9 protein-coding genes are annotated in these 14,801 nt (G+C 50.8%); 8 read left to right on the top strand and 1 reads right to left on the bottom strand.

The window, feature by feature from the left end; genetic code table 11:
* Positions 1-277: 277 nt before the first annotated feature.
* From ACO6UX_RS19035 to ACO6UX_RS19015, 5 genes are all read left to right on the top strand, one after another.
* Complete coding sequence (locus tag ACO6UX_RS19035) at positions 278-1,180, top strand: hypothetical protein (protein ID WP_422449944.1); 903 nt, start codon at positions 278-280, stop codon at positions 1,178-1,180.
* Positions 1,173-4,979, top strand: coding sequence for a hypothetical protein (locus tag ACO6UX_RS19030; protein WP_422449943.1), 3,807 nt, complete (start codon positions 1,173-1,175; stop codon positions 4,977-4,979). The genes ACO6UX_RS19035 and ACO6UX_RS19030 overlap by 8 nt, the downstream gene beginning before the upstream one ends.
* A gap of 137 nt (positions 4,980-5,116) precedes the next feature.
* Complete coding sequence (locus tag ACO6UX_RS19025; RefSeq protein ID WP_422449942.1) at positions 5,117-9,736, top strand: hypothetical protein; 4,620 nt, start codon at positions 5,117-5,119, stop codon at positions 9,734-9,736.
* A 154-nt stretch (positions 9,737-9,890) separates the two neighbouring features.
* A complete protein-coding gene (locus ACO6UX_RS19020; RefSeq protein WP_422449941.1) occupies positions 9,891-10,511 on the top strand; it encodes an FKBP-type peptidyl-prolyl cis-trans isomerase in 621 nt (206 codons plus the stop codon).
* Positions 10,512-10,712: 201 nt separating this feature from the next.
* Positions 10,713-11,312, top strand: a complete 600-nt coding sequence (locus tag ACO6UX_RS19015) for a hypothetical protein (RefSeq protein ID WP_422449940.1) — start codon at positions 10,713-10,715, stop codon at positions 11,310-11,312.
* Positions 11,313-11,386: 74 nt separating this feature from the next.
* On the opposite strand, the gene gpmM is transcribed toward ACO6UX_RS19015, so the two are convergent.
* Positions 11,387-12,919 carry a 2,3-bisphosphoglycerate-independent phosphoglycerate mutase gene (gpmM, locus tag ACO6UX_RS19010; protein WP_422449939.1) on the bottom strand — a complete coding sequence of 511 codons (1,533 nt, stop codon included), beginning with the start codon at positions 12,917-12,919 and terminating at the stop codon, positions 11,387-11,389.
* Between the two features lie 421 nt (positions 12,920-13,340).
* On the opposite strand from gpmM, the gene ACO6UX_RS19005 reads away from it, so the two are divergent.
* The 3 genes from ACO6UX_RS19005 to ACO6UX_RS18995 all read left to right on the top strand — a co-directional run bounded on the left by ACO6UX_RS19005 (position 13,341) and on the right by ACO6UX_RS18995 (position 14,639).
* A complete protein-coding gene (locus tag ACO6UX_RS19005) occupies positions 13,341-13,757 on the top strand; it encodes a rhodanese-like domain-containing protein (RefSeq protein WP_422449938.1) in 417 nt (138 codons plus the stop codon).
* 87 nt (positions 13,758-13,844) lie between these two features.
* The gene (secB, locus tag ACO6UX_RS19000) at positions 13,845-14,351 is read left to right on the top strand and encodes a protein-export chaperone SecB (RefSeq protein WP_241693370.1); all 507 of its coding nucleotides are present in this window, start codon (positions 13,845-13,847) and stop codon (positions 14,349-14,351) included.
* A gap of 3 nt (positions 14,352-14,354) precedes the next feature.
* The gene (locus ACO6UX_RS18995; RefSeq protein ID WP_422449937.1) at positions 14,355-14,639 is read left to right on the top strand and encodes a DUF29 domain-containing protein; all 285 of its coding nucleotides are present in this window, start codon (positions 14,355-14,357) and stop codon (positions 14,637-14,639) included.
* Positions 14,640-14,801: the final 162 nt, after the last annotated feature.

Here is a 14,801-nt window from a genome sequence, read left to right as displayed (position 1 = left end):
CGACCGTACTCCCCGGTACGGCGCTCCCTCACAAAATCCCTTAGAGCGACAAAGTCCTCGGCTTCGGCATCCTGCGTCGCCCTATCTCCCACATCCATGTGGTCGTGCGCGAGATTCGGGGCAGTTTATGAAATATCCGGGCTAGAATATGCACTGTTGATAAGGATTTATATGGGAGCAAGGAATTTAAGACAACAACCTTGGCAATTGAAACTTAAATATCATGGATACTCATTATCACTCGTCTGCCGGGCACCGGGTCCCTGGTGCAAAACGGATGTCAGAACCTCCATTAGCTGACTCTTCCCGGAAAAGGTCTCAACCAGAAGTCGGTCTTGCAGAGAGCCGGATGAGCGCTTCTGCACCGGAAAGGACGATTGGTTCCTATGAAGTACATCAGGTTTTTCCATCGAGCAGAGTGTCAGCGGTTGCATTGCCAAGTCATATGAATTCGCTGGTTGGCCAGATTGCTCAACTGCAAAGAATTACGGGAAGCGATTTTCATCAAATAGAGCGTTATCAAAGACATCATGTTCGTATTCCTGTACTGAAAAATATCTTTTCAGAGGCCCGACGTGGCAAGCTTCCTTCACTTTCTCAGCTTATTGACAACAGGAAGCAGCATATCGACGGTTTAGGTGCAAAGTTCGGTGGAGTAGTTGGAGAGCCGGTTTATGTTTATCTCCATCTTTTATTATTTTTGCACAATCGGGGAATAACAGGGATTAAGCATCTGGCACCTTACCATGAGGTCAAGCAATCCCTCATTGAATACTGGAACTTTCTCGTCTGCCCTGAACATCTTGGGGAAAAAGTTCAAGACCTTGGCAAACAGATTTTAGGCAGTTCCTTGCCATCTGAAAATTTGCAGGGTCTCGTTGAGATTGATCCCGTGCAGGAAGAAAACTTACTTATCGCTTTTTCTATCTGTATTGAAACGGTTGAAGAGAGATATTGGCTGGAACATAAGTCAATCAGTCCATCCAGGCTTGCATCCTGCAAAAGAACCAGTTCATCACTGACCAACAGCAATATGCTCAATCTGCTCCATGATTTTCTTTCTCTCAGCTATGGTCGCAGGGCAGATCGCGTGGTGAGGTCATTGCCAGCCAGCGTCGTGCAGTTTTTAGATGTCGAGTTTGGCAATAAAGCATTTATGGCGCTTTTACAGGTTGGCTGATGAACCTGGTAACCATTTTGCGGTCAAAAGGCGGTGTTTAACGTCTATCGGGCAGGGTTTTATTCTGAAAGCAACAGCATCAACCTATGCTCAGCGTGTGTCTGCTGGTGACCGGGAAGCCGGTTCAGGCAGGGTTCCCAGTCGCTGCGGAAGTACATTTAATGGTAAACGAGTCGCAAACCGTCAGCCTCATAAAGGCAGCGCCGCCACTCCGGATTATGGCAAAGAAATGGAAGATGCCTTTTGGCAAAATAAACAGTTACCAAGACGTATAATTATCCCTGCTGATGTACTTACCGCCTATGGAAAGGATGCATCGTCGATCAGAAGTGGCTTTTTCCTGCAAAAACTCTGCTTGCAGAGCGTGCTGGCTGGCAATAAAAAAGTGACTCCGGATCAGGTCATTCAAGAATTCAACCGAAAACCGGATCAAAACAATAAGTACCAATTAGCGATAGCGCGCTTTAAGGAGAAGTGTTGCCTGAAGGGCCTGGCATTGCGTGGGCAGCAGGTGACACCGGATGCGGTGGTTAAGGACTTTCAGGCAATCAAGGCAGTACTTGAGCTGGCGCGCTTCAAGGCAGATTGCTGCCTGAAGGGCGTGGTGTTGCATGGCCAGCCGGTTACAGCAGGTGAGGTGGTTAAAGATTTTCAGGCAGCCAAAGCAACGCTGGAGCTGGCGCGCTTTAAAGAGGAATGCTGCCTGAAGGGTCTGGCGTTGCATGGCCGACGGGTCACAGCGGATGAGGTCGTTAAGGCTTTGCAGGCAGCCAAAGCACCACTGGAGCTGGCGCGCTTTAAGGGTGATTGTTGCCTGAGAGGTCTGTTGTTGAATGGCCAGCCGGTGACACCGGATGCAGTGGTTAAGGATTATCAGGCCATCAACGCAACACTGGAGCTGGCGCGCTTCAAAACGGAGTGTTGCCTGAAGGGACTGGCGTTGAATGGCCAGCCGGTCCTGCCGGATGCGGTAGTTAAGGATTATCAGGCAGCCAAAGCAACAGTTGGGCTGGCACGCTTCAAAGCGGAGTGTTGCCTGAAGGGGATGGCGTTGAATGGCCAGCCGGTCACACCGGATGAGGTGATTAAGGATTTTCAGGTACTCAAAGCATCACTGGAACTGGCTCGTTTCAAAGAGGAATGTTGCCTGAGGGGCCTTTCATTGAATGGTCGGCCGGTTCCACCGGGTGAGGTGGTCAAGGATTTCCAGGCCATCAATGCAACACTGGAGCTGGCACTCTTTCTGGAACAATGTTGCCTGGGGGGGCTGGCGTTGAATGGCCAGCCGGTCACACCGGATGCAGTCGTTAAGAGTTATCAGGTGGCCAGGGCAGCACTGGAACTGGCACGCTTTAAATCGGAATGTTGCCTGAGGGGCCTGGTGTTGAATGGCCAGCAGGTGCCACCGGATGAGGTGGTTAAGGATTATCGGGCCGTCAACGCAACACTGGAGCTGGCGCGCTTACTGGAACAGTGTTGCCTGAGGGGACTGCCGTTGAATGGCCAGCCGGTTACAGTGGATGTAGTGGTTGAGAGTTTCCCGGATAGTCCGCGAGGCCAACTGGGGATGGCGCACTTCAAAGCGGAATGTTGCCTGAGGGGACTGCCGTTGAATGGCCAGCAGATCCCACCGGATGAAGTGGTGAAGGATTTCCCGGCCAGTGTGGAAGGCCGACTGGCCATAGGGCGCTTCAAAGAGGGATGTTGCCTGAAGGGCCTTTCATTGAATGGTCGGCCGGTTCCACCGGATGCGGTGGTTAAGGATTTTCAGATAACCGGGGCAATACTGGAGATAGCACGCTTCAAAGAGGCATGTTGTCTGAAGGGGCTGGCATTGAATGGCCAGCTGGTCCCACCCGATGCGGTGGTTAAGGATTATCAGGCAGCCCGGGCAATACTGGAGATCGCACGGTTTAAGATGGAATGTTGCCTGAGAGGGCTGAGACTGAATGGCAAACTGATCCCACCGGATGAGGTAGTTGAGGATTTTCAGGTAGCCAGGGCAACACTTGAACTGACGCGTTTTAAAGAACAATGTTGCCTCAGGGGCCTGTTGGTGAATGGCCAGCCGGTCACTCCGGATGCGGTGGTTAAGAATTATCAGGCAGTCAAGGCAACCCTGGAGCTGGCACGCTTTAAGGAACAATGTTGTCTGAGAGGCCTGGCGCTGAATGGCCAGCCAGTCACACCGGAGTCGGTGGTTAATGGGTATGAGCGCGGTGGCTGGTTGCTTGAAAGAGCTTTTTTTTATGCCCAGCTGGCACTGAATGCCAGAGAATTGAATGGCAGCTATCTGGATAATCAGAAAGTATTAGCAGCGTTTAATGACGTACCCGGGGATCAATCTTTAAAGCAGACTGAATACCTGATACAAAGGTTGCAACAGTCTCGGCAGTTCGATGAAACTGACCAGGCTCAGGATGAACTTCAAGAGGCCTGGCAGATCTTAAACGGCCTCCTGGTCAAAGGTGATGAGCAGCATCGACTGCAATGTCTATTGAAATTCATGGCTATGCGTAATGAGTTGACGATCGATCATCAGAGAGTATCAGCAGAACATGTGTTGCAATCCATCAAAACACTGAGGTGCTCATTTAAGAGTTCTCGCCTGCATTTTTTCTTTCTGGCACACTGCTACATCACCGGACAATCCATTAACGGGCGGAAAATCCATAAGAGTTATGTACTAAATCACCTTCAGAGTTTTCCGGAAGGAAGCAGGTTTCGCCATGCTTTAGGCTACTGGTTTGGACAATGCAGCTCCGAAGCCAATTTAATGGATAATTTACTGTTCAAACGGGAAGGTGCCGTCGCTCCGGGAGCCGTCGCTCCGGGAGCCGTTGCTCCGGGAGCCGTTACCTCCAGTTTGGCCATAACTCTGCTGCCATGGCTAACAACCGGCAGAACGGATTTCCCGGACAAGCAGGTTCCGTATTTAAGTGCGCTAACGCTAAAAACACTGGAGATTATTCAGGAAGTCAATGACGCTTATACCAATCCTCCCATCCTGATTACCGGCTCATACGCGCGTTTTTTACAGAACCTCTGCTCATTCTTTAATGATATTGACATTATCTGTACGACAGAAAAATCCGCCAGAACACTCTTTGACAAGCTAAAGGCAATGAACACCGACAGGTATGCAGAAATCCCCCAAAGCCTCACCATCAGGCCTATCCCGGGATGCCAGGCGATTAAACTACCAAACGCCTATAATATCCATCTTAAAGGCGGTGACCTGGGCACCGGAGCAAAGGTGATTCAGGTCAATATTGACGACAGGGTAACCCATGAAAATTCAGGGCAGTTGGCCTTTCACGTCCCCGGGGTTAAGGTGCCGGTAAGGTGTTTGTCCTTTGCTGAAGAAACCCGATTACTGAACAATACGCTGGAACACCTCGCTGATCATCTTGACCTCCTAACCGGGCAGTTGCAAACAGGGCCGGTATTTTACATACCGAGAACCCTCCTTTTTAATGCTCCTCAAACCCCCGATGAGCGTATTTATGGCTTGCTTATGCGCTCTCTGCTTACCCTGAATAAAGCCCGGCAGTTTATTGCCCTGCACTCTGAAAGAAAAACCGCACAACCTGATTACCCGATAAACCCGTTGCAGGAGCAGCAACGCCTTCATGCCCTGGTTGAGAAAATTCAGATGAAATTGCATAGCCATGCATACCGTCATGATTTTGAACTCAGAGTGAACAACTGGCTATCGACAACTCTCCATGTGAATGATTATGAGATCAAGAGAAAGGAATTCATCAAAACACTGCTGGCGATGATGCATCCTGAATAAGGTCACGGCCGGTCACCGGGATGGAATTACATAAATGGAGTGAACCTAACAATCATTTTGAGGTCAAAGGCAGTATTTAAAGTCTAATTGTTCAGGGTTTTATTCTGAAAACAACGGTATCAACCTATGCCCAGTGTGTGTCTTCTGGTAACCGGGAAGCCGGTTCAGGCATGCCTCTTGATCGCAGAAAAAGTACATTTAACGGTAAAAGGGTCGCAAACCGTCAGTCTTATAGAGGCAGAGCCTCCACCCCGGATTATGGCAGGCAACTGGAAGAAGCCTTTTGGCAAAATAAACAGTTACAAAGACGTGTAATTACCGTGGCTGAAGTGCTTACCGCCTTTGGCAATGATACAACGTCGATCAGAAGTGGCTTTTTCCTGCAAAGACTCTGCTTGCAGAACGTGCTGGCTGGCAATAAAAAAGTGACGCCGGATCGGGTCATTCAAGAATTCAACCGAAAACCGGGTCGGAACAACAAGTGCAAATTAGCAATAGCACGCTTTAAGGAAGAGTGTTGCCTGAAGGGCCTGTTGTTACTTGGCCAGAAGGTGACACCGGAGGCGGTGGTTAAAGATTTTCAGGCAATCCAGGCAATACTTGAGCTGGCGCGCTTCAAAGCGGAATGTTGCCTGCAGGGCCTGGCATTGCATGGCCAGAAAGTGACACCGGATGCGGTGATTAAGGATTTTCAGGGAGCCAACGCAACACTGGAGCTGGCACGTTTTAAAGAACTGTGTTGGCGGAAGGGTCTGATGTTGAATGGCAAACCGGTATTACTGGATGAGTTATTCAAGGATTTTCAGGCAGCCAGAGCAATGCGGGAGATAGGGCGCCTGAAGGAGCGATGTTACCTGAAGGGCCTGTCGTTGAATCGCCAGCCGGTCACAGCAGAAGCTGTGATTCAGGATTATCACGCAGCCGGGGCGACACTGGAGCTGGCCCGCTTTAAGGAACAATGTTGCCAGAAGGGCCTGATGTTAAACGGGCGGCCGGTCACAGCGGATGCGGTGGTTAAGGATTACCAGACAGCCAGGGCAACACTGGAGCTGGCGCGTTTTAAAGAGAAATGCTGCCTGAAAGGCCTGATATTGAATGGCCAGCCAGTCACACCGGATCTAGTGGTTATGGGTTTTCCGGATAGCCCGGAAGGCAAATTGGGGATAGCTCGCTTCAAAGAGGAATGCTGCCTGAGGAAGCTGCCATTGCATGGCCAGCCGGTCACAGCAGATGCGGTGATTAATGACTTTCAGGCCATCAAGGCAATACTGGAGATAGCGCGCTTCAAGGCAGAATGTTGCCTGAGAGGCCTGATGCTGAATGGCCAGCCGGTCACAACGGACGTGGTGATTAAGGATTTTCAGGCCGCCGGGGCAATACTGGAGCTGGCGCGCTTTAAGTCGCAATGCTGTCTGAGCCGCCTGCCGGTGAATGGCCAGCAGGTCACAGCGGATGCGGTAGTTAAGGATTTTCAGATGGCCGGGGCAAAAGTGGAGCTGGCGTACTTTATAGAGCAATGTTTTCTGAAGAACCTGCCATTAAATGGCCAAACAATCACACCCGATGCGGTAGTCAAGAGTTTTCAGGTGGCCAGGGCAGCACTGGAGCTGGCACGCTTCAAATCGATATGTTGCCTGAAAGGCTGGCCGTTGAATGACCAGCAGGTCACACCGGATGCGGTGATTAAGGATTTCCCGAATAATCCGGAAGGCAACATGGGGGCAGCGTACTTCAGGTCGCAATGCTGCCTGAAGGCGCTACCGGTGAATGGCCAACAGGTCTCAACGGATGCGGTGGTTAAGGATTTCCCGGGTAGTCCGGAAGGCAAACTGGCGATAGCGCGCTTCAAGCAGGAATGTTTTCTGAGGAGAATGCCGTTGTATGGCCAGCCGGTTACAGCAGATGCGGTGGTTAAGTGTTTCCCGGATAGCCGGGAAGGCAAACTGTCGTTAGCACGCTTTAAGGAGTCGTGTTGCCTGAGCAGCCTGCCGTTGAACGGGCAGCCGGTCACTGCGGATGCAGTGGTTAAGGATTTTCGGGCAGTCAGGGCAACGCTGGAGATAGCCCGCTTTAAGGAACGATGTTGCCTGATGGGCCTGGCATTGAATGGCCAGAAGGTCACACCGGAGGAAGTCGTCAAGGATTTCCCGGATAGTCCGGAAGGTAGACTGGGGATAGCACGCTTTAAGGAACAATGTTGCCTGAAGGGCGTGATGTTGAACGGCCAACGGGTTACACCGGACGCAGTGATTAAAGATTTTCAGGCCGCTAAAGCAATACTGGAGATAGCGCACTTTAAAGAACATTGTTGTCTGAAGGGGCTGTTGTTGAATGGCCGACAGGTGACAGCCGATGCAGTGATTAAGGGTTATGAGGCCTCTGAAGCATTGCTGGCTCTGGCACGTTTCAAGGCGGAATGCTGTCTGAGGGGAATGTCGGTTAATGGCCAGCAGGTCACTGTGGATGAAGTGATCAAGTATTTTCCGGATAGTCGGGAGGGCAAACTGGGTATAGCGTACTTTAAGGAACGATGTTGCCTGAGTGGCCTGCTGTTGAATGGCCAGCAGATCACACCGGATAGTGTCGTTCAGGCTTTCCTGGATAGTCCTGAGAGTAAAATAGCCGTAGCACACTTCAAGCTTCAATGTTGTCTGATGGGGCTGAGGTTGAAAGGTCAGCGGGTCACACCGGAAGAGGTGATCAAGGGTTTCCCAAATAGTCCGGAAGGCAAGCTGGGGATAGCGCGCTTTAGGGAGCAGTGTTTCCTGAGGGGAATCTTATTGAATGGCCAGCTGGTCACTGCGGATTCGGTAGTCAAGGATTTTCCGGATACTTCGGAAGGCCAACTGGGGCTGGCGCGCTTTAAGGAAAAATGTTGCCTGAGTGGCCTGCTGTTGAATGGCCAGCCGGTCACGCCGGATGCAGTGGCCAGGGCCTTCCCGAAGAGTCAGGAAGGAAAACTGGGGTTAGTACGCTTTAAGGAACTATGTTGCCTGAGAGGCCTGCTGTTGAATGGCAGGAAGATCAGACAGGATGCGGTGATCAAGGCCTATGAACGGGGCAACTGGTTGCTCGAAAGAGCGATTTTTTATGCTCAGCTGGCATTGAATGCCAGTGAAGTGAATGGCAACACCCTGGATAACCAGATTGTATTGGCAGCGTATGATAAAGCCCCCGGGAATCATTCTTCAAGGCAAGCTGAATACCTGATGCAAAGGTTGAAACAACCTCAGTGGTACGATGAAGCCAACGAAGATCAGGAGACCATTCAAAGGGCCTGGCAAATCTTAAACAGCGTACCGGCTAAAGATCTCCAGAAACGGCTGAAATGTGTATTGAAATTCATGGCGATGCAGTATGAATTGACCATTGATCATCGGAGAGTGTCAGCAGAACAGGTATTGCAATCCATCAAAACACTGAGGTGCTCATTTCAGAACTCACGCCTGCATTTTTTCTTCCTGGCACACTGCTGTATCACCGGACGGCCTGTTAATGGACGACAAGTCCATAAGAATCAGGTTTTGGAGTCCCTTCAGAGTTTTCCCCGGGGAAGCAATCTGCGCCATGCCCTGGGCTGCTGGTTTGAACAATACAGCTCCGCAGCCAACCTGATGGATGAGTTACTGATCAGACAGGAACATGCCATTGCCCCGGGGCGGTCCAATTATAACCGACGTGGATATGCAGCCCCTGCCTCACCAGCGCCATCCGCCGTCAATCCCGGCAGGGCAGCCCCATACCCTGTTCAGCTTAAGGAATACCTTAAAGAAACAGAAAATACGTCTGCCGCAGTTACCGTCAATGCGGCTCAAACTCTAAAGCACGGTTCAACAGAGCGGCCAGCAACAGGTAGACCGGAGTGTTCTGACAATCAGGTTCCGATGTTAAATGGGCTCACGCTGAAAGCTCTGGAGATTATCCAGGAAATCAACCATTCTTATACCAATCCACCCATCCTGATTACCGGTTCATACGCACGTTTTTTACAGAAACACTGCTTATCATTTAATGATATTGACATTATCTGCACGACAGAAGTGTCTGCCGAAACGCTCGTTGAAAAACTGCGGGCACTGAATACCGACAAGGATTCAGACATTCCTCAGGGTATCGTCATCTGGCGAGTCCCGGGGTGTCAGGCGATTAAACTGCCAAACGCCTACAATATTGATCTGAAAGACGGTGATCTGGGCATGAAAGCAATGGGACTCCAGGTCAATATTGATGACAGAGTAACCGATGCGAAGGCAGCGGCCATTCAGGTTTCCGGCGTTGATCGGCCGGTATGGTGTTTGCCGTTTACTGAAGAGACCAGGTTACTGAACAATACGCTGGAATACCTCGCTGAGAACCTTGATCCACTGACCGAACAATTGCAGAATGGCGCGGTATTTCCCATACCACGCACCATTCTGTTTAATCATCCTGAAAGCCCCAATGAGCGTATTTATGGCTTGTTTATGCGCTCCCTGCTGACCCTGAATAAAGCCAGACAGTTTATCGCCCTGCACTCTGCTGCCCCCCCCAAAGAACCTGACGACCTGACGAACCTGCTTCAGGAACAACAACGCCTTCATGCACTGACGGAGAATCTGCAAATGAAATTGCGTAACCATGTTCGCCGTCGTGATTTTGAGCACAGGGTTAACGGCTTGCTATTGACCAATCCGCCTGTGAATAATTACCAGATCAAGGGGAGGGATTTTATCAAAGCACTGATCGCGATGATTGGGCCTGCCAATTCCACCTCCTGAAAATGGGTTGAACCAAATAATATGCATACATTGGCAATTAACCAAATGGGCTCATACTGTAGGCAGTTATCTATTGCTGACCATCAGATCTCAATGGATCGCTTGCTAATCGTGATATACTCCCACGCTTAATTCCTAAAGAAGTTGATAATTAATGTCTGATATTTACCAAACCATGGAAGAGCGGGTCAGCTACGGTATTGGTCGCCAGATGGGTGATCAGCTGGCCTCCAACCCCATCGCGGGCTTATCGATTGATGCGGTTCTGGCTGGCCTTGCAGATGCCCTGAACGGTGTCGAAAGCGCTGTTGCCCACGAAGATCTGCACGCAGCCTTTACTGAAATGCAAACACGCCTGCAGGCAGAAGAAGCAGAAAAGGCTCGGGTGCTTGCTGCCGAAGGTGAACAGTTCCTGGCGGAAAATGCCAAACGTGAAGGTGTTCAGGTCACGGAATCCGGCCTGCAGTTTGAAATAATGGCCGAAGGCGATGGCGAAAAACCAACCCGTACCAGCACGGTAAGAACCCATTACCATGGCACACTGATTGACGGAACCGTATTCGACAGCTCCGTGCAACGGGGAGAGCCTGCAGAATTTCCGGTATCCGGTGTGATTGCCGGATGGACGGAAGCGCTGCAAATGATGAGCGTGGGTTCCAAGTGGAAGCTGTTTGTTCCTTATCACCTGGCTTATGGTGAGCGTGGAGCCGGTGGTGCCATCGGTCCATATACGACGCTGGTTTTTGAAGTGGAACTGTTGGATATTGTTTCCTGATCGATCAGTGCCTTTCAGATCCCTGTCTTTACTGACAGGGATCTGAACAACTCCTCAGTTCTTTGATAACCACTGCAAATGAAATAAATGTTTCTTTGCGAATTTAAAATCAAACTAAAAATAAATATTCATCTATTATGGTACTTTGTAAAAATCGTGAGACCGAAATAACTTGATAAAAGATTTAAAGGTACGTTACCGATGAATAATTTTAATTCCTATTTTGGTCAGTCAGGCAAATATTCAATGCCCGACCAATTTTCGCAGACATCGATGCCAGACAGGCCTCAACAACCACCATTTTCCCCTACTACCCAGCCAAGCCATTCTTCAACGCCCACCAAGACTGCAAACGGTCTGCCGTGTGCATCGGCCCAACCTACTTCGTTCATGCATCAGGCCACTTCACAGCCAAAAGATGACAGACCTTCATGTCCGTCCCAGCCGACAAGATCAGTTTGTTATAGAGAAGTGACTCAATATAAACAGACAACCTTTGAGGCTACTCCGAAAGAATTACTTAAATTCTGTCCGAATGCTTTACTGGCGCAGGGTTTTACCGAGATTCCCTTTGTTGATGATCTTTTACTGGCCACATCTCTCCCTGATCAACAAGCTGTGCAAGTGCTGCACACCGTCACATCATCCACTGTAGAACTCAATCGAAACTGGCATACACCGCCAGTACCGGCACAAAGGCATTCTTCGGTGGGAGAACCTGATTCTGGTCGCCCCTCTCACCCGACGCAATATCATCAAAGCCATCACTATCCTCACAGAAGCCGACGTGAAGGCATTTAACCTGTGGTGTCCGACAACATCTGAAGATAAGCCTGTCACTTATCTTCAGACTCTGATCGAAAAAACAGAGCAGCTTAATTAATCAGCAGGGACTTTCCTGACATCTCGGCAGGCTGCTCCAAACCCATCAGCGCCAACAGGCTGGGTGCCAGGTCAGACAGAATACCATCCTTCAGCTGAATGCTTTGCGGTCCAGCATACACCAGTGGCACCAGCTCACAGGTGTGGGCAGTATGAGCCTGACCGGTGGTCGGGTCTTCCATCTGTTCGGCATTACCATGGTCCGCAGTAATCAGGCACTGGCCACCGACTTCTTCCAGGGCTTCCAGCACACGGCCAATGCTCGCGTCTACCGCTTCCACCGCTTTGACCGCTGCGTTGAAATCACCGGTATGGCCAACCATGTCGCAGTTTGCGTAGTTACAGATGATCAGGTCGTGCTCGCCACTGCGGATTTCCTGAATCAGACGATCGGTGACTTCCGGAGCACTCATCTCTGGCTGCAGGTCGTAGGTAGCGACTTTTGGTGAGGCCACCAGCACTCGCTTCTCGCCATCAAACGGCTCTTCACGACCACCGCTGAAGAAAAAGGTCACGTGAGCGTACTTCTCGGTTTCCGCAATACGGAGCTGGGTTTTGCCCAGTTTCTCCATGTATTCACCCAGCGTGTTCACCAGTTCGCTGGGCGGGAAGGCACAGGGGGCATCGATGTCCGCAGAGTACTGCGTCAGCATCACAAAACCGGCCAGATCGGCCACACGGCTGCGCTGGAAACCATCAAAGTCCTGATCAACAAAGGCACGGGTGATTTCACGGGCGCGGTCAGCACGGAAGTTCATAAATACCAGTGCGTCGCCATCGTTCAGCCGGGCGGCTTCACCACCAACAACGGTGGCTTTAACAAACTCGTCGTTCTCGTCACGCTCATAAGCGGCTTGCAAACCTTCAACTGCGGTTGCGGCAGTGAACTCGGCCTGGCCATCGGTGATCAGGTCATAAGCCTGCTGGACACGATCCCAGCGGTTGTCACGGTCCATGGCGTAGTAACGGCCAATCAGGCTGGCAACACGGCCAATGCCTTTTTCCTGCAACATGGCATCCAGCCTTGCCAGGGACGATTCAGCGCTGCGCGGCGGTGTGTCACGGCCATCCAGGAAGGCATGAACATAGACTTCTTTGGCACCACGACGGTCAGCCAGTTCAACCATGGCATGGATATGGTCTTCATGGCTGTGAACACCACCCGGAGATACCAGCCCCATAATATGAACGGCTTTACCGGCATGAATGGCTTTATCGACAACGCCGGTAATCACCTCATTCTCATAGAAGTCACCGTCCCGGATGGCTTTGGTAATGCGGGTCAGTTCCTGGTAAACCACGCGGCCTGCACCCAGGTTCATATGGCCAACTTCACTGTTACCCATCTGGCCATCGGGCAGGCCAACGTCCATTCCGGAACCGGAAACGAAGCTGTGCGGGTTCTCTTGCCACAGACGATCCATTACCGGCGTTTTGGCGGCCAGAATGGCGTTGCTGTCTTTTTCTTCACGGTAGCCGTAACCATCAAGGATGATCAGGGCGGTAGGTGTGCGCTTATCAGTCATGGGTCTTAACCTTGGCGAACGGGAAGGCTGGTGAAGAGGCTGAATGTCTGACTTATCAGCGCGATCTCTTGAACCAACCTTATGGTGAGTGGAATGGTTGGCATTCTACCTGCTTTGCCGCCGGTTTCCAGTGCAATGCCTGCTCTTGAGTGAACAGCGCAAACTATCACACCAGGGGGCGTCAACCGGCGATATCCTCTGGAAGTCTCTGCAATTTTCTGAAACTTTCCGCACAAATATCACCGACAGCGTTTATGGAGTCATTTTAGTTGGCGGTGGCTTTTTGTACTAACGCGCCGTACATACCAAAAGGCGCACAAAAAGTCGGCCAGCACTTTTTTCCGTCGTCATTCCCTTACTTTCCTGAGACGGGATCAGTATACTTGCCACCTTTCAATTGATAGATTGACAGCTTGTCGGCATGGAACAATTCATCGAGTTTATCATTAACCATCCCCTGCACGTTGGTGCACTGGTGGCGCTGGCCAGCGCTTTGGCCTTTACTGAAATGCGCAAGGGTGGGCAAAGCGTTTCCACCGCCCAGCTGACCCAGATGGTCAACCAGGACCAGGGCGTGGTGATCGACGTCCGGGAAAAGGCAGATTTTTCCAAAGGTCATATCGTCAACGCCATTAACGTTCCTTATACAAAAATCAAGGAGCGTGCCGGTGAACTGGAGAAATACCGCGAAAAGACCATTATTGTGGTGGATGCCATGGGGCAGCACAGCGGCAGTGTTGGCAAAACCCTGAAAACCGAGGGCTTTGCCAATGTGGTCAGACTACAGGGTGGTATGTCCACCTGGGCCTCTGACAACCTGCCAGTGGTCCGAAAATAGGCTCTGGCTGGACAATCTGCACGATCATTACCAAAATGCGTTATTCGCTTGGCTTATCATTAGCTCATCAAAAGTAAGGAAATGACAATGGCTGAAAATCATCAGCAGGCTTCTCAACAACAGCAGGCTCCGCAGTTTGCGTTGCAGCGAATCTACACGAAAGACATCTCCTTTGAATCACCAAAGGCCCCTGAGATCTTTCAGAAGCAGTGGCAGCCAGAAGTCAAACTGGACCTGAGCACCAGCAACCGCCCTCTTGAAGAAGGTCTGTATGAAGTGGTTCTGTCCCTGACGGTAACCGTGGAAAATGGTTCCGGCAACAACCCTTCAGATAAGAAGGAAACCGCTTTCGTGACTGAAGTACATCAGGCAGGCGTCTTCCTGGCCAAAGGTCTGGATGAAGAAGAACTGCACCGTACCCTGGGTGCCTTCTGCCCGAATATCCTGTTCCCCTATGCCCGCGAAGCCATCGACAACCTGGTACTGCGCGGCAGCTTCCCTCCGCTTATGCTGGCACCAGTAAACTTCGACGCGCTGTATATGCAGGCCCGCGAACAGCAGTCTGCCAAGCAGCAGCCGGAAGCGGTTAACTGATTAATGCTTAGCCGACTTCTTTCTGAAGTCGGCTTCCTTTTCCTGCCCCCCCTCCCCTTTGCCTCCGCTGTAATAACCATAAAAGAACAAAGAAAGCAGATTGAGCGTTTATTAATGGACTCCCCGGGGCTGAAAAGCAAACTTAACGAAATGTTGCCTGTCGCATATCAACGAGCCGTGGAAGATGCTCATGATGAAACCAATCTGCCAGTTAACTCATTTCCAAAACAGTGCCCCTGGAGTTTCCAGCAAACGGTGGATAAAAACTTCTGGCCTTTCGGGTCTTAGTACATGGTTTCAATGAGTTTGATGTCTATTATCCCCGTTCATCCTGAGCGGAGTCGAAGGGTGATTGGGACAGTCCTCAGGGTATGGAGTTTGCGTCCTTCGACTCCGCTCAGGACGAACGGAGTTTGGGCGTCATTGATAGAGAGAACCCATCAAATACAT

This window comes from Endozoicomonas sp. ALB091, from assembly GCF_049310265.1.
Classification (GTDB): Bacteria; Pseudomonadota; Gammaproteobacteria; order Pseudomonadales; family Endozoicomonadaceae; genus Endozoicomonas.
Note: the sequence above shows the minus strand (reverse complement) of the source record. Positions and strands in the feature narration are given on the sequence as shown.